This window comes from Spirosoma spitsbergense DSM 19989, assembly GCF_000374085.1.
GTDB classification, from domain to species: Bacteria; Bacteroidota; Bacteroidia; order Cytophagales; family Spirosomataceae; genus Spirosoma; species Spirosoma spitsbergense.
Genome location: NZ_KB893393.1, coordinates 1 through 19,733 on the forward strand (window position 1 = coordinate 1; position 19,733 = coordinate 19,733).

The 19,733-nt window shown below is 49.4% G+C and carries 21 protein-coding genes and 1 pseudogene; 16 read left to right on the plus strand and 6 right to left on the minus strand.

Annotated features, from left to right (window positions below; all coding sequences use genetic code 11):
• The coding region (locus tag B157_RS0102590; protein ID WP_026308437.1) for a sensor histidine kinase at positions 1–383 on the plus strand (383 nt) is incomplete at its 5' end.
• Positions 384–491: 108 nt separating this feature from the next.
• Here the strand turns inward: B157_RS0102590 and B157_RS34215 are convergent.
• Complete coding sequence (locus B157_RS34215) at positions 492–1,331, minus strand: Fic family protein (RefSeq protein WP_084761743.1); 840 nt, start codon at positions 1,329–1,331, stop codon at positions 492–494.
• A gap of 428 nt (positions 1,332–1,759) precedes the next feature.
• Here B157_RS34215 and B157_RS37960 point away from each other — a divergent pair, with 428 nt between their 5' ends.
• The 3 genes from B157_RS37960 to B157_RS0102605 all read left to right on the plus strand — a co-directional run bounded on the left by B157_RS37960 (position 1,760) and on the right by B157_RS0102605 (position 4,958).
• Positions 1,760–2,077 carry a hypothetical protein gene (locus B157_RS37960; protein ID WP_157618279.1) on the plus strand — a complete coding sequence of 106 codons (318 nt, stop codon included), beginning with the start codon at positions 1,760–1,762 and terminating at the stop codon, positions 2,075–2,077.
• A gap of 136 nt (positions 2,078–2,213) precedes the next feature.
• Positions 2,214–4,319 carry a TonB-dependent receptor gene (locus B157_RS0102600; RefSeq protein WP_211224973.1) on the plus strand — a complete coding sequence of 702 codons (2,106 nt, stop codon included), beginning with the start codon at positions 2,214–2,216 and terminating at the stop codon, positions 4,317–4,319.
• 42 nt (positions 4,320–4,361) lie between these two features.
• Positions 4,362–4,958: a cation efflux transmembrane domain-containing protein gene (locus B157_RS0102605; protein ID WP_020601825.1), complete on the plus strand. Its 597-nt coding sequence runs from the start codon at positions 4,362–4,364 to the stop codon at positions 4,956–4,958.
• An 82-nt stretch (positions 4,959–5,040) separates the two neighbouring features.
• On the opposite strand, the gene B157_RS39580 is transcribed toward B157_RS0102605, so the two are convergent.
• From B157_RS39580 to B157_RS0102615, 3 genes are read right to left on the minus strand one after another with little or no spacing between them, the layout of a single operon-like run.
• Positions 5,041–5,250 (minus strand): GDCCVxC domain-containing (seleno)protein, encoded by a 210-nt coding sequence (locus B157_RS39580; RefSeq protein ID WP_084761744.1) that lies wholly within the window; start codon positions 5,248–5,250, stop codon positions 5,041–5,043.
• Positions 5,251–5,253: 3 nt separating this feature from the next.
• Complete coding sequence (gene merTP, locus B157_RS0102610; protein WP_020601826.1) at positions 5,254–5,844, minus strand: mercuric transport protein MerTP; 591 nt, start codon at positions 5,842–5,844, stop codon at positions 5,254–5,256.
• Positions 5,845–5,869: 25 nt separating this feature from the next.
• Positions 5,870–6,253, minus strand: coding sequence for an ArsR/SmtB family transcription factor (locus B157_RS0102615; RefSeq protein ID WP_020601827.1), 384 nt, complete (start codon positions 6,251–6,253; stop codon positions 5,870–5,872).
• Positions 6,254–6,454: 201 nt separating this feature from the next.
• On the opposite strand from B157_RS0102615, the gene B157_RS0102620 reads away from it, so the two are divergent.
• From B157_RS0102620 to B157_RS34220, 5 genes are all read left to right on the plus strand, one after another.
• Positions 6,455–7,066, plus strand: a complete 612-nt coding sequence (locus B157_RS0102620) for a class I SAM-dependent methyltransferase (protein ID WP_020601828.1) — start codon at positions 6,455–6,457, stop codon at positions 7,064–7,066.
• Positions 7,067–7,071: 5 nt separating this feature from the next.
• Positions 7,072–7,875 carry a nucleoside phosphorylase gene (locus B157_RS0102625; protein ID WP_020601829.1) on the plus strand — a complete coding sequence of 268 codons (804 nt, stop codon included), beginning with the start codon at positions 7,072–7,074 and terminating at the stop codon, positions 7,873–7,875.
• Positions 7,876–8,409: 534 nt separating this feature from the next.
• The gene (locus tag B157_RS0102630; RefSeq protein WP_020601830.1) at positions 8,410–9,450 is read left to right on the plus strand and encodes an IS630 family transposase; all 1,041 of its coding nucleotides are present in this window, start codon (positions 8,410–8,412) and stop codon (positions 9,448–9,450) included.
• Between the two features lie 289 nt (positions 9,451–9,739).
• On the plus strand, positions 9,740–10,015 hold the full coding sequence (locus B157_RS0102635; protein ID WP_020601831.1) for a hypothetical protein: 276 nt from the start codon (positions 9,740–9,742) through the stop codon (positions 10,013–10,015).
• Positions 10,016–10,066: 51 nt separating this feature from the next.
• Complete coding sequence (locus B157_RS34220; protein WP_020601832.1) at positions 10,067–10,291, plus strand: hypothetical protein; 225 nt, start codon at positions 10,067–10,069, stop codon at positions 10,289–10,291.
• Positions 10,292–10,458: 167 nt separating this feature from the next.
• Here the strand turns inward: B157_RS34220 and B157_RS39250 are convergent, their stop codons facing one another.
• Complete coding sequence (locus B157_RS39250; protein WP_020601833.1) at positions 10,459–11,757, minus strand: hypothetical protein; 1,299 nt, start codon at positions 11,755–11,757, stop codon at positions 10,459–10,461.
• 341 nt (positions 11,758–12,098) lie between these two features.
• Between B157_RS39250 and B157_RS34230 the strand changes: the two are divergent.
• From B157_RS34230 to B157_RS0102675, 7 genes and pseudogenes are all read left to right on the plus strand, one after another.
• Positions 12,099–13,644 (plus strand): annotated as a pseudogene (locus B157_RS34230) (IS1182 family transposase).
• A 252-nt stretch (positions 13,645–13,896) separates the two neighbouring features.
• Positions 13,897–14,325, plus strand: coding sequence for an antitoxin Xre/MbcA/ParS toxin-binding domain-containing protein (locus tag B157_RS0102655; protein WP_020601835.1), 429 nt, complete (start codon positions 13,897–13,899; stop codon positions 14,323–14,325).
• A 3-nt stretch (positions 14,326–14,328) separates the two neighbouring features.
• Positions 14,329–14,796, plus strand: coding sequence for an RES family NAD+ phosphorylase (locus B157_RS0102660; protein WP_020601836.1), 468 nt, complete (start codon positions 14,329–14,331; stop codon positions 14,794–14,796).
• Positions 14,797–14,888: 92 nt separating this feature from the next.
• A complete protein-coding gene (locus tag B157_RS34235) occupies positions 14,889–15,311 on the plus strand; it encodes a Rossmann-fold NAD(P)-binding domain-containing protein (protein WP_020601837.1) in 423 nt (140 codons plus the stop codon).
• 16 nt (positions 15,312–15,327) lie between these two features.
• Positions 15,328–15,573: a DUF2461 family protein gene (locus B157_RS37210; RefSeq protein ID WP_084761745.1), complete on the plus strand. Its 246-nt coding sequence runs from the start codon at positions 15,328–15,330 to the stop codon at positions 15,571–15,573.
• Between the two features lie 110 nt (positions 15,574–15,683).
• Positions 15,684–16,328 (plus strand): SDR family NAD(P)-dependent oxidoreductase, encoded by a 645-nt coding sequence (locus B157_RS0102670; protein WP_020601838.1) that lies wholly within the window; start codon positions 15,684–15,686, stop codon positions 16,326–16,328.
• A gap of 30 nt (positions 16,329–16,358) precedes the next feature.
• Complete coding sequence (locus B157_RS0102675) at positions 16,359–16,670, plus strand: antibiotic biosynthesis monooxygenase family protein (protein ID WP_020601839.1); 312 nt, start codon at positions 16,359–16,361, stop codon at positions 16,668–16,670.
• Between the two features lie 459 nt (positions 16,671–17,129).
• Here the strand turns inward: B157_RS0102675 and B157_RS0102680 are convergent, their stop codons facing one another.
• A complete protein-coding gene (locus B157_RS0102680) occupies positions 17,130–19,529 on the minus strand; it encodes an ABC transporter permease (RefSeq protein ID WP_020601840.1) in 2,400 nt (799 codons plus the stop codon).
• Between the last annotated feature and the right edge of the window lie 204 nt (positions 19,530–19,733).

The window sequence follows — 19,733 nt, forward strand, 5'->3', positions numbered from 1 at the left end:
CACCTGATTTGTGGCGCATCGAGGTGATTCCTCAGGAGATTGGCCGGGTATTATTGAATCTGTATAACAACGCCTTTTACGCCGTGGGGGAAAAGCAGAAAATGGCCTCGACTGACTACCGGCCCAGCGTGACGGTTAGTACTGCTCGGGCTAAGGATAATGTTGAAATTCGGATTAGTGATAATGGTACGGGCATTCCAGACGTAGTGAAAGCCAAGATCTTTCAGCCTTTTTTTACTACCAAACCCACCGGCGAAGGCACAGGGCTAGGCCTTTCGCTCTCCTATGACATTATCACCAAAGGACATGGAGGAAGCCTGATGGTGGAGAGTCAGGAAGGACAAGGCACTACGTTCGTCATTCAACTACCTGCTTTGATCTAAGGGAATGTACTATCTCAAAAAAACGCCCATTTTTTGAAGCAGATAGATGAATGGTAGCTTACCTTAAGCTAAAACCGTTACAACGACTTCTCGTTGGCCAGCAATCACCTAAAAAAGTAAAGTCAGCCCCCCTTTGTTTTTCAATATGTCCCCCTTCTTAGGTACTTGTGGCTTGATTAAGCGGGCAATCTCCTGAGTAAGAAACTGGGTGAGCTGACCGTACATGAAATCTGACATCGGCTTGGTCACTTCCTGCCGACGCGACTCTTCCAGGGCGGCTATATAAGCTGTCCGATCCTGGGCATACACTAAGCTCAAGGGCAAGCCATGATACTGCTGAACATAATTCATCAGCAGCCGAGAGGTGCGCCCGTTGCCATCGCCAAAGGGATGAATACTGACTAATTGAAAGTGTACCTGAAAGGAAAGGTCATAGACCTGACGGACTGTTTTAGCTGCGGGCAACAGCGTGTTCATCTCTTTGAGCAAAGTGTCCACGGCTGCCGGCACCTTCTTCGCATCCAAAAACATGCGGCTACCGGCCATGGCGCTAACCGTGCGAAATTGTCCCAGACTCGAATCAAAGGTACCCAACAGGGTGTTGGTCGGCCCACCCGTCTGGCGCATGGTCGCTGCGGCAATGGCCTGTAGCCGATCCCGGTTCAAGGGCTCGTGTTGGGTGGCCCAGTCGAGGACCAGTTGTTGAGCGGTCTGATGATCAACGACCATCAAGTGGTGTTCCAGTGGCTTGCCCCCCGCCGTAAGCCCTTTTTCTAACAAGGTCTGGGTCTCCAGCAGGGTTAGAGTCGAGCCTTCGATAGCCGTCGAATGATGGGTGTGCACCATTTGGTTATACAGCTCAAAGTTAATCACGCCGGTGGTGAGCGCCTGGTATTGCTTGATCAGTTCGGGCAACGTTGGAGCGGTAGAAGATGTGGTTTGAGCCATGGTGAGCGGTCAGGCGATTGAGCAAGGAGAGTTATTCAAAGATACGAAAGATGCTGGCTCGGGCGCGAACGGCCTCTAAAACTAGCTTTTGTTAACGCTCTCACCTTGGCTAGCCTCTACCGAAGGGGGTTCCTGGTCAATTTTCATGAAGTCTACTGGAGGCCGTCCTGAACACCCGACAGGGCTTGGCTGTGGTTCAAGAGTTTCTCTGATAAACTATGCTACTCAAGTAAATGCCGATTTGTCTCAGTTCGAGGAGCGTTTTCGTGAGACTGTGCAAAATAGGATTAACAAACTAAGAGGGCCCATTACAGCTTTTCATCTGTCATTGTTCACATGCATACGCCCGTTTATAGTTGAACAGACCAGTAGAGATAAATAACAAAATGGTTAAAGCAGGGCTTTAGAAATTGTCCTATCTTTAGGGTGTGAATATTCGCTGGCGTCTTTGGCTGTTGCCCCTGCTGACCCTCTGCTTCTTCATTTCAGCCTTTGAAGTGAATACCGAGGAAATCGCCAATACATGGGGGGATTGTTACGATGCCTACTTGCCCGTCGAGTATGCCCCCGATTCTATTCAATCGGCCACCGTCTCCCCCTGGCGGTTGACGGGCAGCGTTAGCCAGACGTTAAAACCTGCCGCGCTGTTACTCAGTCCGATTGCTGGTTTTTGCCGGGGCAGTTATCGACTAATTTCCTGCCCTTTCAGGCGAATCTACCTCCAATGTTGTCAGTGGCTAATTTAGACCAGTAGCCGTGCCTTGTGAGGCTCCCCCATTGGGCGGAGCTGTGCCGTCATGTCGTCTAAATTCCACTCAGATGAAAAACAGTCTATTTCTATTGCTCCTGATTTCTTCCTCTGCATGGGCTCAAAATACCTTTGTGGCTCGCATCCTGGATGCCTCCTCCAACACGCCACTACCCGGTGCGACCGCGCAAATTAAAGCCCTCAAACGGGGAGCCGCTGCCGATGCGGACGGAATCGTCACCCTGACCGATATTCCAGCCGGTGAGCATGAAATCGAAATTCGATTCATCGGCTATAAAGAAGTCGAAAACGAGTACGAATTTCCGCTAAAACGGGCCGACACGCTGACCATTCTGCTATCGCCTGCCGGAGAAGAATTAGGCGAAATCACCGTATCCACTACCCGAAGCAGTCGAACTATCGGCGATATTCCAACCCGCCTGGAAATCATTTCTGCCGGAGAGCTGGACGAGAAAGTCAGTGGGCAACCCAGCAATATCCGAACCCTGCTGTCGGAAAGTACCGGTATTCAAACCCAGCAAACGTCCGCTACCTCCGCCAATGCCACGATCCGAATTCAAGGGCTGGATGGCAAATACACCCAATTGTTGCAGGATGGTTTTCCGCTTTATTCGGGCTTTGCCAGTGGGCTAAGTATTATCCAAATCCCCCCGCTCAATCTTCGGCGCGTCGAAGTCCTTAAAGGGGCTTCCTCAACGCTCTACGGGGGCGGGGCCATTGCTGGACTCATCAATTTAATTACCAAAGAACCCACTGCCACACGGGAACTGACCCTACTGGCCAATTATAATCAAACGCAGGCCCTGGATTTGAGTGGGTTCTATGCCCAGCGATTCGGCAGGATCGGTTTGACGCTCTATACAGCCCGTAACACCCAGGCAGCTTATGATGTCAACAAAGACGGCTTCTCCGATATTCCCCAATTTGTCCGCTATACGGTAAATCCAAAACTGTTCTATTACCTCGATCCCACCACCACGATTAGTTTGGGACTGAACACCACGTTTGAGAACCGGCTGGGGGGCGATATGCAGGTCGTGGCTGGGCAGAGTGACAACCTCCATCAGTATTTTGAGCGCAACAAAACCGACCGTCTTTCTACCCAATTCCGGGTGGACAAAACGTTTGCGAATCAAGCCGGACTCATCTTAAAAAATAGCATCAGTTCCTTTACCCGGTCGCTAACTCGTCCGGGGTATAGCTTTGGTGGCCAACAGGTGGCCAGCTTTACCGAACTTAGTTACAACCGCCCACATCCGGTCTTTGAATGGGTCATGGGGGGCAATCTGTGGACCGACCAGTTCACCCAAAACAAGCCGACACTCTTACCCCTGGATTACAGCCTGACGACGGCGGGGGCTTTCGCGCAAAGCAACTGGAAGCCGACCGATAAACTGGTCGTAGAAACCGGCTTACGTACCGATTACACGAGCCGGAAAATCTTGCTGGTGCTGCCCCGTGTGTCGGTGCTGTACAAGTTCTCACCCCATTTCACCTTTCGGCTTGGTGGTGGTTTGGGGTATCGGTCGCCAACTCCTTTTTCGGATGAATCCGAAGAGCGGGGTTACCAAAATGTTCGTCCGCTCGATCTGACTACGTTGCGTACCGAAACCTCCATCGGAGGCAATGCCGATATGACTTATCGAACGATACTCTTTGAGACGGTTAGCCTGTCATTCAATCAGTTGTTTTTCTACACCCGTCTCAACCATCCCGCCGTGCTCAACAGCACGCCCGACGCAAACGGCCAATACGCTTTTTCCAGCGCAGCCGGGTATGGGGATTCCAAAGGGTTTGAGACCAATGTGAAGCTGACCTACGATGAACTAGCCTTATACGTAGGCTACACCTATATTGATGCCAAGACCCGCTACGGGGGCCTGATCCAACAACAACCCTTCACCTCGAAAAACCGGATTTACACCACGCTCCTGTACGAGTTGGAACCGCGCTTGCGGTTAGGCTATGAATTGTTTTTTATTGGTGGGCAAACCATTCGGAACGGGGATAACAAGCCTTCGTATTGGGTCATGGGCGTGTCAGCGGAATACAAGTGGAAGTACGTTAGCTTATTTATCAATGCGGAAAACGTTACCGATGCGCGCCAATCTCGTTTCGAGCCTTCCTACACGGGCACCCTACAGAATCCCCAGTTTAAAGACATTTGGGCACCCACCGATGGATTTATTTACAATGGCGGATTCAAAATTAGCCTGTAGCCTCTTGGATGGAAAATTCATTTGTTCTCACAACCTCAAGCCATGAACGCCAATAAATCTACAGAGAATTTGCGCCGGGCCGTTCGCCTGGTTGCTCTGTTGAACCTCGCTTATTTCGGGATCGAATTCGCCGTTGCCCGCTCGATTGGTTCGGTCTCGCTCTTTGCTGACAGCATCGACTTTTTGGAAGATGCGTCCATCAATTTTCTAATCATCCTGGCCCTGGGCTGGTCGGCCCGGCACCGGGCGCGGGTCGGCATGGTACTGGCCGGTATTTTGCTGATTCCCGGAATTGCTACGCTATTGACGGCATGGGAGAAATTCAATGTTCCCGTACCGCCTGCTGCTTTGCCGTTATCATTGGCTGCGCTGGGTGCATTGGCGGTCAATCTATCCTGTGCGTTTATATTGGCCCGCTACCGTCACCATAGCGGAAGCCTGACCAAAGCGGCTTTCCTATCAGCACGAAATGATGCCTATGCAAATGTAGCCATCCTGATCGCGGCTATCATCACTGCCTATACCCCCTCCGCTTGGCCTGATCTGATCGTCGGTTTGGGCATTGCCGTACTCAACGCTGATGCAGCGCGTGAAGTCTGGGAAGCAGCGCGTAAGGAGCGGCAGACATCCGAACCATAATTCGCTCCATTGCCCCAATCACAGTTAATCAGACGATTTATTTGTGAACACTTAGGACAAAAAGAAAGCCCCGATTTGGGGCTTAGGTGCAACAGCTCTTTTGCTCTTGGATCGGGGGGCACTTCGCCGTCCCGTAGGAACAGAATACGCAACAATCCCCCACCAGCGGTTTTAAGAGGGTGTGGCAGGAGGTGCATTCATAAAAATAGGTACAAGCATCGGTCGGCATGATCTCCGCTGCCTGATGGCCACAAGTTGGGCATACAATCACGGATTCGAGTGTGACCCTCATTCGTTAGAGCGTTTTGGTGCTGGTGACTTTATAGCCGGTAGCATCCACCGCTTTTTTGATGTCGGCTAGTGAGGTTTTTTTGCTGTCGTATTTCACGGTAGCGGCCCCTTTTTGGTACGATACTTCAACCGCCGATACGCCTTTGATCTTGGTAACCTCCTGCTTGATGTGATGCTCGCAGCCTTCGCAGGTCATTCCCTTGATGGTCACATAAGCCACTTGCCCAGTGCCTGCCTGCGCGGGCTGCACGGTCGCTTGGTTCTTATCGGGGTACAGCCAGTTTGAGTAAGAGGGGAAAGCCAGCAGCAATAATGCTATTGCTGTCATGACGCCTAAAAATGATTTCGTTTGCCAAAAGGCGGGTTTCTTCGTTTTACAATTACATTCCATCGTTTTTTGGAGTTTTAATTGTTCGTACCAGGCCAAACCCAACGCGCCCACTGTAAGCGCGATACTGTAAGGCCGCAAAGGTTCCAGCCAGGCCCATCCACCAGCTGAGCCGGTGGCACCCACCAGCAACGTGAACAGAGGGACGGTGCAGCAGAGAGAAGAAACAAAGGCAGTGAGTAGCCCGGTCAATCCGGCGAGTTTCATAGCTTACGATCGTTATTGCCCTGGACTAAGCAGCCAGAAAGGGGGCGGTTGGCATCGTTTCGAGGTGTTCCAACAGAGAATGTAAAATGCCGGTCGATTCTTCCCGTAAGGAATAAAAAACAGTCTGGCCGACTTTGCGGGCCTGGATCAACTGCGCATCTTTGAGCTTACGCAAATGCTGGGAAACAGCGGGAATGCTCATGCCCAAAATGTCGCTCAAATCGCAAACGCACAAATTGCTTTCTTGCCGCAACAGGTAAATAATTTTGAGTCGGTTGGCATTACCGGCCAAATCCAGCACCTGAGCCAGTCGGTCAAAAACCGGCTCGGCATGCTTTATTTTCTCGGTGCATTGGCGAATCTGTTCTTGATCGGCAAAGACGCGTACACAGTTTGGGGAATTTTCCATTTCGAGACAAAGGTAAGCAATTTGCTTATTTAAGCAAATTCTTAAATAGCAAGATAATGAGCGATGGCATTTTGCTAACTATACGTAATGAGCATACGAGCGTTTGCTTGTGAACAAAAGATCGAAGTATCGAAACTTTTCGGCTTGGTTTGCTATCACTAAATTACCGCTTGGTAATGCCAATCATCAAATGGATTCGCTATGGAACAGCACTGGAATCAGGTTTACAAAACTAAGCAACCCACTGACGTAAGCTGGTATGAAGAATACCCTCATTATTCGGTTTCATTGATCGAGGGGTTTAACCTCGCCAAGACGGCTCGAATCATCGATGTGGGGGGTGGAGACAGCCGTTTGGTGGATACACTGCTCGAATTAGGATACTTGAATCTGACCGTGCTCGATATTTCTGAGAAAGCCATTAAGCGGGCAAAGGCTCGGCTTGGCTCACGCGCCGATCAGGTGCAATGGATCGTCAGTGACGTAACGCGCTTCGCGCCAGTTCAATCGTTCGATGTTTGGCATGATCGGGCTACCTTCCACTTTCTGACCACTGAGCCACAGATCGACGCCTATCTCTCGATTGCGGAACAGGCGATTCCAGCCGGGGGCTTTCTGTCGGTGGCTACCTTTTCTGACCAGGGCCCCACCAAGTGCAGCGGACTGACCGTCCGGCAGTATTCATCCGATGCGCTGACCGATCAATTCGCCTATCGGTTTACCCGGCTACATTGTGAAGAAATTACGCATCCAACGCCGTTTGGCACCCAACAACTATTCACCACTTGCCAGTTTCAGCGCAAAGCCGCTTAATCACCGTGACCGAACTTACTTCTCCAATTCTCCATCAGAAATATTTTGAGGAAGAATCTACTTTTCTTCCTCAAAACCTGCTGCGCGAAGCACGCCGACAGAAGGAATTGCCCGACCTTTCGGTTCCCGCTGTCTGCGTCCTCGATCCTGATGGGGATTTACTGGCTTATCTACAAAAGCAGAACCAGGCCGTGCGCCACGCGGGTTGGGCCTGCTACCACACACATTTATACATCTGTCAAGTGGGAGAAACCGAGTTCGGCTTAATTGGCCAAGCTGTAGGCGCATCGTTTGCGGTACTGTTGGCTGAACAGCTTTTTGTCAGTGGTTGTCAGCTTTTGCTAAGTATCACCTCAGCCGGTCAGATTTCCGGAGAGCAACCACCCCCTTACTTTATTTTAATTGATAAAGCCGTACGCGACGAGGGCACAAGCTATCATTACCTGCCGCCCTCACCCTATAGTCATCTACAAATAGCTTTACTGGACACGTTGAAGGGGGCTTACAAGGATGCGCCTATTTCGGTAATCGTGGGCAGTAGCTGGACGACCGATGCGCCCTATCGGGAAACCGCTACGGCCATCGACTATTACCGCACTCAACAGGTGCTGGCGGTGGAAATGGAAGCGGCAGCCCTGTACGCCTTCGCAGAAGCGCGCAGGCAGCCCGTGGTTTGTTTTGCCCATGTAACCAATCAAATGGGCATTGCCAGTAACGACTTTGATAAGGGAGAGCATGAAGGCGCACTTGATGCCCTGGCCTTACTACAGGTGACCATTCAAAAGCTGCGGCCTGAGTACCAGCGATAATTCTGTAAAGCGATCTTTGTATTATGTAACGAAGAGCAAACGAGTAAACCCTATATTTGTAAGCTGATCTATTTCTGTCAGCTCTGTTGGTTCACGTTTTAAACTGTCTCTGTTATGACTACGAATGAAAACGTTGCTCACTGTGCTGAAACTTGCACGTGTACTCCCGACTGTTGCGCTAGTGGTCAATGCACCTGTGATTGCTGCAAAGATGATTGCTGCGGAACCAAGTAAGTTCTAATACTTATTTTGTCATATTCTTAGGCCGATTCCTTCTCTGGGATCGGCTTTATTCATTTTGTAATTTCTTTAAATAAAGTTAGTTACAGAACGAGTCATATGTTACAGGTAGTCCGTTGACAGTTATTGAAACGATTCATCTCTTGAAATGCCAAATTTTTGAAGCAGACAAATGACAATTCTATCGTCTCACTTATGAGCGTTATTTGAGAATTCGAAATTTTTCTAGCTTACCAACTATAGAGAACAGTAAAAAGATTGCGATCAAATAGGCCTTCCTCTTTACTTTGCATCATGCTTGTCCAACTTGACGATAGTCAACGCCAACTTTTGCGCCAACTCCAGAAAACCGAGTCGGCTAAGCGGGATTATGTCAAGATTACCGCCATCCTGATGCTTGACCGGGGCAAAGACCCCGACGAAGTGGCTGATTTGTTGGGTATCGACCATACTACCGTCTACCGCTACGCCCAGTCCTATCGGAGTCTGGGTCTTCAAGAATACCTTGGTGATAGCTATCGGGGCTGGTGGGGGCGGCTTGACTCCCAACAACTGAGTCAACTTCAAGCCGAACTGCGCCGGGGTTTTTACACCTCAGCCCAGATGGTTGCCGACTGGATACAAACTACCTTTTCAGTAAGCTATCATCCCCAGGGCCTGGTTAAGTTGCTGCATCGACTGGGCTTTGCCTATAAGAAAACTACCTTGGTCGCACCCAAGGCTGACCCCGCTAAGCAAGTCGAATTTGTGGCCCAACTTCAAAGACAACTTAGCCAATTAGCCCCCGACGAGGTGGTTTACTTTGCCGATGCCGTTCACCCCCAGCATAACACTCGGCCCGCTCAGGGCTGGATTGAGGTGGGTCAACAACGCCCGGTGGCTTGTAACTCGTCTCGGTATCGACTCAATATCAATGCGGTCGTCAATGGGCTAAATCCAGTTGAGGTCATTGCCCGCCAGGACAAGACGATTGATTCGTTCTCCACAATTGCGCTTTTAGAGCAGGTTTTAGGGGCTAATGCGGGTAAACGCATTCATGTTTACTGCGATTCGGCCCGTTATTACGTGAGTAAACAGGTAGCTGAATGGGTAGCCAGCAAGCCAATCACGTTACACTTTCTACCGGGCTATTCACCGAATTTGAACCCCATCGAACGGCTATGGAAGTTCATGAGGCAGAAGGTCATCGACTCGACTTACTATCCTGATTTTGCCTTGTTCGAGAAACAGGTTATGGCTTTTTTAGGCCAGTTAGAGCCGTATCGTGTCCAACTGGAGCGACTACTGGTTTTGCGGTTTGCCATCGTGAATAAAGACGGTTTAATTGCAGTCTAAATTAGCTTGTGTATATTTCTTGAAAAGATTAGCTAATTGGTCATTTTACAGCCTAGAGGGAGCGATTCTCGGCACATCCTATGGACAAATTGGTTGCTCTGAAAATGGTACTTTTCTTAGTCAAGTTGCAAACTCTATTCTTATGTTATGTGAAAATTCCTAGATCAACCGCCCTACACGAGCCCTGAAAATAGGGGAAAACAGACTATTGAGTCACTACCCAATAGGAGCCGAAGGAAAGTGGTAAATTTGAGCCTAAAAAGCCCTCTAGGATAGGGGTAGTAACGTCATGAATAAAGAGATTGAAGCCAAGAATTTAGTGCAGTTTCGCCTAACCGGAACACCTGATGGTAACCTGCTAGTGAGTTTTTACCAGTTGGATGTCTTCAATGAGCAGGCCGTTAATTGGCACATCGCCAGTCTGCTAGTGGAGAACAAGCTAGGGGCTCGCGTGCTTTACGAGGGGAATTTGTCGAATAACACGGCCTATCAAACGGCGATTAGTAACCTTTTGGAGCGGGTAAACGTGTACGTCAATTGCGTCAGGATTGAGAAAGTAAACTAACGGCCTTTCAGTATTTGGTTATCATAATACTCACTTATACAACATTCAATAATGAAACAACTATCCGAAATGAGTGTCGAAGAACTTAATAAACAACAGAATTCAATGAGTGTTGTTACCGGCCTTATAATTGGCGCATTTACAGTTTTCACCTTTATAGCTTTTCAATATGGCTTTAGCATATTTACAATGATTCCGGTTTTCTTTCTGCCGTTAGTTATAATCAATTTCAATAAATTAAAAAAAATAAAGAAGGAGTTACGCTTACGAGGGTAATGTATAAAGCAGAGTCTATCTCGAAATAATCTCATAACATAAGTGTAGTTATACGACACCTCCTCAAATAACACAATGCCCGGCCCCTCGCGAGAGAAGGCCGGGCATTGTGTTATTTGAGGAGACATCAAGCAACAGGAATGATGTTGAGGGAGTATTCCGCCGTGCTATGCTGTCTCGAGCGATGTCGATACCGTGGGTGGGCTAGACATGTCCATGTTCTGCGAGGAATCGACAGTCGCTGTATGGTATGTTACCGGACCGGCATCGCTCTGCGATGATATTTGGTCCGGACCGGCACTCGCCCCACTGCTGGGTGTATTGACTCCACTTGCCGTGCCTCCGTTAACGGTGCGCGGTCCGATCCAAATCACTTGTTGTGGTGCGCTCGATAGCAGCGTGATGTCAGTGCAGATGTTTAGCTGACTGCTCCACGCAACGTTAACCACAAACGTGACTCCTCTATTGGTATCGTAGGGCGGGCCGTGCGGTGTGATGTTATCCACCGTGATGGAAGCGGCACCGATGAATCGCTGCTCCGTTCCGTCCGGCAGTTGCTGCGAACCAGCTACATATTCGCTGGCTTGGATTGCAACGGCCGAGTCTGCACTGAGCGCGGCCCAATTTAAATTGACGACATTGCGTCCGGGATTCATTCTCCAAAAGATGCGTATGGTCATAAAAGGGTTCTCCGTTAAAAGATTAAGGGGATAAGGATTATCAGGATTGGGTCCGGGAATAGTGGATACAATCGGGTGTCCGGCGGAATCAAACCTCGGAAAAGCGCTATCCAATTGCGTTTTGAATGCAGGGAATGGGTTGCCAAGACCTCCGGCGAGGTTACGATATACGCCACCGAGGGTAGGTGCCGCTGCAGAAATGATTCGCTTGATGGAATAGCCGAGCTGATAAGATAGGTAGTTGATAAACAACGTGGCGCAGCCGGACTTTGCATTGGGCGTGTGATCATGCTCATCAACGCCATTTACGTAATCAGTGCGGTCGCTGTTTAGCCAGAGTCGTGCGGTGTCGAAGCCAGCCATGTTCGCTCCTAGCCCCACCTGGTGCAGGAACTCGGCTGAGAGAACGCGGGATAATCCTTCCCCGGCAGAACCCTCGTTGCTACCGTCAGATGCGAACCAGCCTTTATTTTGGGCCAGCATGAACATCTCGACGACTTCTGCGACGAGCAGATAACGAACCACGTCAAGCCCGGAACCGTTGCCTGGCTTGAGACTAATAGGGGGACCCCAGCCCGCCGAAGCGTACCCGCCGGGGTCTATATGAACCTCAATGGGCAGCGCGTACGGCAGGCTGATGCCGCCGAACCAGTCGGACATGATCGTGTAGTCCTGTTCGCAAACGCCCAGCAGCGCGTTTGCCCGTTGCAACCCATCTGCCGAGCTTAGTGAATCGTCGTAGCTGATGCGGTAGTGTGTAGTAGAACCAGCCAAGTTCAGAGCCATATTTTTGTGGTTTAGAATGTTTTGGAAGGACGAATTGCCAGTTTATCTCTGTTCGGTTGCCCCGAAAACGGCAAATCCGTCGATGGTAGTTGGCTTACTGATTGGTTGATTTCAATACGTAAGTAATTGAAAGCGAGGCAAGGTCATAACTTTATACTTTATAACCAGCAAGTTTTGATTCATCGGTAAATAGTCAAGTAACTCCGGCTGGGGTAGATCTTCCGAATCGTACACAATTCGCCACGACTTGAATATTCCGTCTCAAAAAACGTGCGTGGCTGTTGCACAACTTTAACCGTGCTCAAAACCTGGGGATAAGTTGAGTTTTTGTATCTTCATCTATGCAAGGCAGAAAAGACGACCGCGAAAAACTCATCACCTCGTTTCAGCTTTCCAGCTATATCCCCAAGCATAACCGCTCCAGTGGCCTGGTTCTACCGTCGGCTGAAGGAGATGCTTGACCTTACTTTCCTGTATGAACATACCAAAGAATGCTATGGCTCAACGGGCAATCCCTCGATTGACCCAGTAGTATTCTTCAAGTTCATGCTCATCGGCTATCTGGAGAATATTACGTCGGATAGAAAGATAATTGAGCATTGCTCTATGCGCATGGACATGCTGTATTTCCTGGGCTACAACCTGGATGAGCCATTGCCTTGGCACTCCACCCTGAGCCGTACCCGCCAACTTTACCCGGAAGCACTTTTTGAGCTACTATTTGACAAGGTATTCAGCTTGTGCGTGGCCAACAATATGGTGGCTGGTCGGCGGGTAGCCATCGATTCCGCCCCTGTCAAAGCCAATGCGTCAATGGAAAGACTGCTAGAAAAACAGCCTGACAGGCCTAGCCCTAAGCTGCTTCAGTCGGATGAGGGTCAGCATGAGCCAGTAGCCTCCACCCCCAAAATCAGCATCCGTCAAGCTGCGCCGGTTATTACAGTTGCTGATCATCAGCTAAGAAGACTGGCCAAGCACCAGCAAAACTTAAAAAGTGCTCCCACCACTCCAGGGGCTGGCAACGAAAAGGCACAGTTGCTAAGCAACAAAACCCACTACAGCCCCACCGATCCTGACGCCCGTATCTCGGTAAAACCGGGCAAAGCCCGCAAACTCAACTACCATTGTAGCCTGGCAGTTGATACCGCCAAAGGGGTTATTAGCCATGTGCAGGCTGATTTTGCCGATGGCCGGGACAGCCGGTGCCTACCCGATATTACACTGAAGCTTCAGCAGCGGTTGGCATCCAATGAACTGCGCCTAGAAGAGATACTGGCCGATACGGGCTATTCCAACGGAGGTAATTACGCCTTACTAGAGCAATGGAAAATCACCGGCTGGATACCCGTCTTCGGCAAGTATAAGCCACATATTGAAGGATTCCCCTATGACCCAGCAACTGATCAGTTCAGCTGTCCCGCTGGCAAGTCACTGCCCTTCAAGACTTTTGATTCGCAGGCTGATGGCGGTTTGCTAAAAATCTATCGAGCCGCTTATCAGGACTGCCAACAGTGTCCACTCAAACCCACGTGTGTCCCAAAGAGCCAATGCCGACAGATTACCCGGACGGCCTATGATCCCTTCTATCGGCGAGCCCTGGAGCGCCAGCAAAGTCGGCGGGGTAAACGTATGAAACGACTTCGTCAACAAACGGTGGAGCCGGTCTTAGGCAGTCTGGTGGAGTACTATGGGTTGCGTAAAATTAATGTACGAGGTAAAGCTGGGGCTCACAAGGTGATGGTGATGGCAGCCGTTGCTTTCAACCTCAAGAAGTATATGAAGTTCACGACCAAATCCACCGTCAGCCAGGCCATAGCCCTAAAAGTGGAATGGTCATTGGCTTCTCAAGACACTTTCCTGGGTATTGCTGTGCTTTTTCTCAACTGAAATGGGAAGACGATGATATAAAATCCTATAGCCTATTCAAACAATGAAAAATTAAAGTAGCAAGCAGAGTTGTGCAACAGCCACGCCCGTTTTTCAAAGCATACTTATATACTTGGATTGGTCTAATAAAAGCCTATATCCCTGTACTCGACCAGCTTACCATAGTAGCCTAAACTATGCACTTCATGGATCAGAATGAGGAACTTGATTGAGTGAAGTTTTGTAGTTACCTTAGTCTAAAACTTCATTGCTATGGCCCTTGCATTGCCTTTTGTAGCATCCAGCCAATCCCTACTGCCTCGGCTCTTGACCGAGCAGGAAATCATCACCCGCAGTCGACAAGGTGTGCTGCGCGTCGAGGCCGACCGCGTAGCTGATTTGGTGGGCTTAACCGATAAGGAATTGGCCGCTGCTTTGGGCTTATCCGCTTCTTACCTGCATCGGCTCAAGCTTGATCAGCGCATCAGTCAGGATGCCTCCGAGCGGCTGCTACTGCTAGAGAACCTGCTCCTGCATGCTTTAGATACGTTTGAGGAACGGAGCAAAACCGTCCTTAACTGGCTACGCTCACCCTTACGGGAGTTGGACTACCAAACTCCCTTACAGGCCCTGGATACCGTCACGGGCTATACATTAGTCGACCGGGTGCTGGGCCGCATTGACCATGGTATCTTTGGATAAGCTATGGCCATCGTCTATCGCGTAGTGCGGCAGAAGTATGCCGACCGTCCCCTGGATGTTACCGGTACGTGGCTCAATGGAGGCCGTTGGAATCCACCAGGTGTTGGCATCCTCTATACAGCTGAGCATCCTGCTTTAGCTCTAGTAGAGATCCTGGTCCACATGCCACAAGTACCCTACGGTGAGTTACCCGCCTACCGGTTGTTCAGCCTGGAGTTACCCCAGGATAGCCAGCGGGTAGTGGATGCAGTTGGACTACCGCCTTACTGGCAAGAGAACATCTACAACCGGAGTCAGCATCTTGTCGCCGATTGGCTAGCCAAGCCGGATGTGTTAGCCTTGGGTGTGCCCTCCTCGGTGATGCCATCAGGCATTAACTACTTACTGCATCCGGCCCATAGTGGCTATGGTTCCATACGGGTGATTGACGAGAAGCCACTCGTGATTGATCCCCGCTTGTGGTCGAAGTAAGCTAAGGCAACAGCAATTCCCTTCTTCTCATATGGGAGGGTTTTTTTTATCATCTTTACCCCATCGCTCAAGCCGGATTTTTTTCGTTACCTGTGGCAAGAAATGTACCTATTACGTTTGTGGCCGCTCAGGACATTGGAGCCGCAGCGGCCCGTTTATTGAGTGACCGTACCTGGAACGATCAACGTGATTTGGCGGCTCATGGTCCTGTGAAATTAACCTGCGATCAGGCGGCAGCCATTGCTACCGAAGTATTAGCGTTTCCGGTTCGGTTTCAGTCTGTCAGCGGAGACGATTACCGCGCCAACACCGCCCGGTTTGGCGTGAGTGATGCCATGGGCCGAAGCCTGGTAGCTATGTTCCAGGCGATCACAGCCGGGAAAGACATGGGTGCGCCCGTAGCCCACTCGGTCGATTGTCCGACAACGCTAAAAGAGTGGATGGAATCGAATTTTAAACCAGCCGTCGAGCGTTTAAAAAATTCCCCTGACGTGCAAACTCAGCCCTCCCACTGATTGAACGCTCTTATCTATGTTACACCCCGATACCCTCCGGTTTCTTGCCGACCTGAAAGGGAATAATAACAAGCCCTGGTTTGATGAACATCGATCCAATTATGAGATTTTCAAAGCGGATTTTTTACGATTCGTGATCGCTACCCTTAACAGATTTGAACAGCTTGGCCTATCATCAGGAAACCGAAGGCAATACAATTCATGCAGGACGCTTTTGCATCGGGCAATGAGTAGTATGGCTTCTGTTTACCAAACGATTTAACGTGCCCATGCTGGAAGTGACTCGAGTAAGGCTCGGACGTTTTTTTGTGCAAACCTGCCGGAACTACCAAACCTTGAAATCAAGTTAGCGGGGTAACTAGATTCTAAAAGATGAAAAAGTCGATTATCATCGTCGGCATGGGGCCGGGCTTAAGCTATGGCATCGCCGAGCGCTTTGGCCGTGAGGGGTTTATAGTGGGTATGATTAGCCGTACCGTGGAAAAGTTAGAAACCTACCAAAAGCAATTGGCTAAACAGGGTATTGAATCCGTATTTGCCACTGCCGACGTGTCGAACGAAGCTGAACTTGTGGCTGCTCTCGATTCGCTAACGGTGCAACTGGGTCGGGTTGATGTATTGCAATACAACGCGGTAGACTACCGAATGAAATTTATCCTCGATGAAACCATAGACGATCTCACCAATGGATTCCGCATCAGCGTTGGCAATGCCCTGTTATCGGTAAGGCATTTGCTCCCGAAGCTAACAGAAACAGGTGGTGCCGTGTTGCTAACGGGCGGTGGGTCGGCCAATTATCCCAGTCCTGAAATGGGGTCTATTTCGTTAGGCAAGGCGGGCATTAAAAACTTAGCCTACCAGCTTAACCCGGCACTAGCCGAGATGGGAATTTTTCTGGGTACAGTCACGGTTAGTGGCGGCATTTCCCCCGACAGCCCCACGCATTCACCAGCTATCCTAAGCGAAAAATTCTGGGCATTGTATCAGGCGCGAAATCCGGTTGAAGTAGTTTATTAAACCCATTCGATAACCAACACTTTTGATAAGATGAGCCATAAAATTACCCACAATCAGGCCGTTGAAGTAATCCGGCTGAAGGTATCTCCCGACAATACCGATGCTTTTCTGGAAGGCCGTGCCGAGGTTGAAAAATTTACGGGCTCGCTGGCGGGCCACGTCAGCACTGAACTGTTGCATTTAGGAGAGGATAACTGGCTGATGCTCATTCGCTGGGAGAGCGAAGAAGCCGTGCGGGCTGCTCAAACACTTACCGCTACGGCGCCTGTCATCTCAGATTGGCTGAACCGCACGGCCCAGTTTGTTTCCTTCGATACTGGCTTGGTTCGGTATGTAAGCTGAGTTTTGATAAACGATCGTAAAATTCTGCCTCTTAAACTGGCGAGCCAGCACCGAGTCTGGCCAGAAATTTTTGGCGGAGATTATCTATTTCTAACGATTAAGCCGGAGTAGCCTGGAAATAATAAATAGGCCAGCTCCCCTATCCGGTCCATATTGATTGGGGGAGTTGGCCAGAATCTCGTCCATACAAGCTGATGTGAATGGTTTCAGCATCGTCACGACAAAAGCTGCCGTGGCTATTGGTTCGGGGCAGCTAACTATTTAGAACTGGGCACCGGGGTGAACGGCATCACCATAAACTTTTTCACGGCCTTCAGTCAGATTGAAAAATTATGCTTTTTATACGCCCTATTTGAGAAGCAGTTGCATGAAAACGTCTTTGTCTCAAATGGGAGCGTTTATATGAAAACCTTGAAAAGGGCAGGTGTTCTTTGAAGCCGTAACTGGCACGCTACCAGTCTATTCGTCACGTAACGCATTTACTGGATTACTCCGTGTAAGTTGCCACGTTTGAAGACCAATCAAGATGACAATGCCGATTAGGAAAATTAGGCCAATACTTATCACCGATAGCCAATTGATCGTAACGTGATAGGCAAAACCTTGTAGCCAACTTTGACCCAGCCAATATAACAGCGGAAGAGCCATCAACATTGCTAACAGCATCGTACCTATAAATTCCTGCATAAATAACCTAGCCAAACGGCTTACACTCGCTCCTAATATTTTTCGGATAGCCATCTCTTTGGCTCGTCGGACCATACTCACCGAGACTAGACCCACCACCCCAATTCCTATGATGAGCATAGCAAGTAAAATAGCTATACGGGATGCCTTCTCTAGACGAAGTTCATGCTGGTAGAGTTGTTGCACCGCTTCATCCGCAAATCCATAGTCAAAAGGATCTTGGGGCAACAACTGGCGAAATCGCTCTTCGAGCTTCGCTATCGCCTGGGGTAAATTGTCGGTTTGTAGTTTAATCGAAAAGTAGGTGAACAAATAACCACCCCCATTCACGTGACCGATGGCAGTAGGCTGAATCTTGTCTCGTAGGGAATGAAAGGCAAAGTCTTTGGTTACTCCAATAATGGTTATCGGCTTAGAGTAGCCTTGAGTGTAAACAGGACGACCAACAGCCTTTTGAGGTTCAGAAAAGCCTAAGGCCTTACTGGCTGACTCATTGAGTACGAGTTCATCATTCGATTGACCTGACAAGTAATAGCGACCTGCTAGCAAGGGAATTTGGTAGGTTTGTAAAAACGATTCATCGGCCTGAATTAGGAAAGTTGGAACCGCTTGGGTCGAATCTTTTCCAGCACCAAAGAGTGGCATTATATAGCCAGCTCCGCCTTTCAGCGTTGTAGAGGATAGGCTAACGGCTTTTACTTGAGGTAGCCGGGCCAGTTCCTGGCGGATCGTGGCCATACGGGCTACCCCCTCTTTGGTCCAATCGCGGGGCAACGAGACTAGCATTATTTCTTCTTTATCATAACCCGCCTCTTGCGTGAACAGGTAATTCAGTTGCTGAGAGACCAGCAACGCCCCCCAAAAAACGGTCAATGCCACCGTGAATTGAACCGTGATTAACAAGCGCCGAAACAGAATGCCTTGCTGGACCGAGCCAAAGCGTCCTTTGAGCGATTCGATAACTGGCCCCTGCGCTAACTTAAACGCTGGATACCAACCCGCGAAAAGGCCCATCAGTAGTGACAACAGCAATGCACTACCCGCTTTCATGGCTGAAATTTTTAGTATGGATTCCAAAGGACTATCCAATACGGTGGAAAACCAGGAACGGCTACCTTCATACAAGAGAAGCGATAAGCTAAAGGCCAGTAGGGCCAGCAGCAGGGATTCCACCAAGTATTGACCAACCAGCTGCGCTTTGCCGCTTCCCATCGCTTTGCGTACGCCTGTTTCCAGGACCCGATCTGCGGCATTGCTTAAGGCTAAATTGGCCAGATTGATTAGGGCCATCAACAATACAAATAGGGTAATGAGCGAAAGCGTATAAACAGTTTTCGAGATGATGCCTTGGTTAAAGCTGCGGTAATAATCAGTAAGCCTCGTGAGGAAAGGATGTAAGTTCTCTTGGATGGCCACTGGCGTATGCTTGGCCAACAGGTGTTGAATCGGTCGGGCTAAGTCCTGGGGTTGAACACCCGGTTGCAATTGTAGAAAAGACGTAACATTGTTCACCGCCCAATCCTCAGGATTGGATCGGCCTTTTAAGCTATTGAAGGGAATAAACAGATGAACGGGTGTATCCCAAAGGTAAGTAACCGAGTTCTTAGCCGGTTTTGCCAGCACGCCGGTGATGACAAAATCTTGCTTTTTGCCCTCATAGTTGGTTAGCTGTACTACTCGTCCAAGTACATCGGTTCGACCAAAATAGCGTAGGGCATTGGTTTCGGTAATGACCAAGGCGTTGGGGGCCGTTAGGGCGGTTGAGGCTTGGCCATACAACAACGTAAACCCAAACATAGTAAACAGTGTGGGATCACCCATTTGCGCTACTTCCCGAATAAAATGGTGGTTACCGACCGATACGGCGGTAGTAATGGCATCAAAGCGGTAGAAGTTGGCGACCAGGTTGGGGTAGTCCGTAGCTAATGCTTTGGCTAGCGGAGCCAAGGTTGCGTCTTCGTATCCCATGCCTGTTTGTGTCCACTGACTCCGCAGGATATACTGTTGGGTAGCTTGGTGGAGTTGGCCATTGACCTGCCATTGCTGCCAGACAAAATTGGTAATAAGTTCAGTAAAAGCTAGACTGACAGTCAGGCTTAGTAGGGTCAACAAGGCATAGAATTTACGTTTCCGCAACTGTCGGAACGCCAACAGCAGATCGTTCTTGAGCATACTAGTAACAATTTGGCTCAAGGTAGATAATGTGCTGCTGACGAGCCTGTTAATAATTGTTAATGGCTCTTGTGTAGCTCCCTTTACCAACTAGTTTACTCGACTAGACGATTATTGCCTAGTTATGGAGCCGACCAAAATTTAAACTAATCACGACTCAACTACCCACTTTCTTTACCTAATTTTTCGTATCGTTAAACGCCC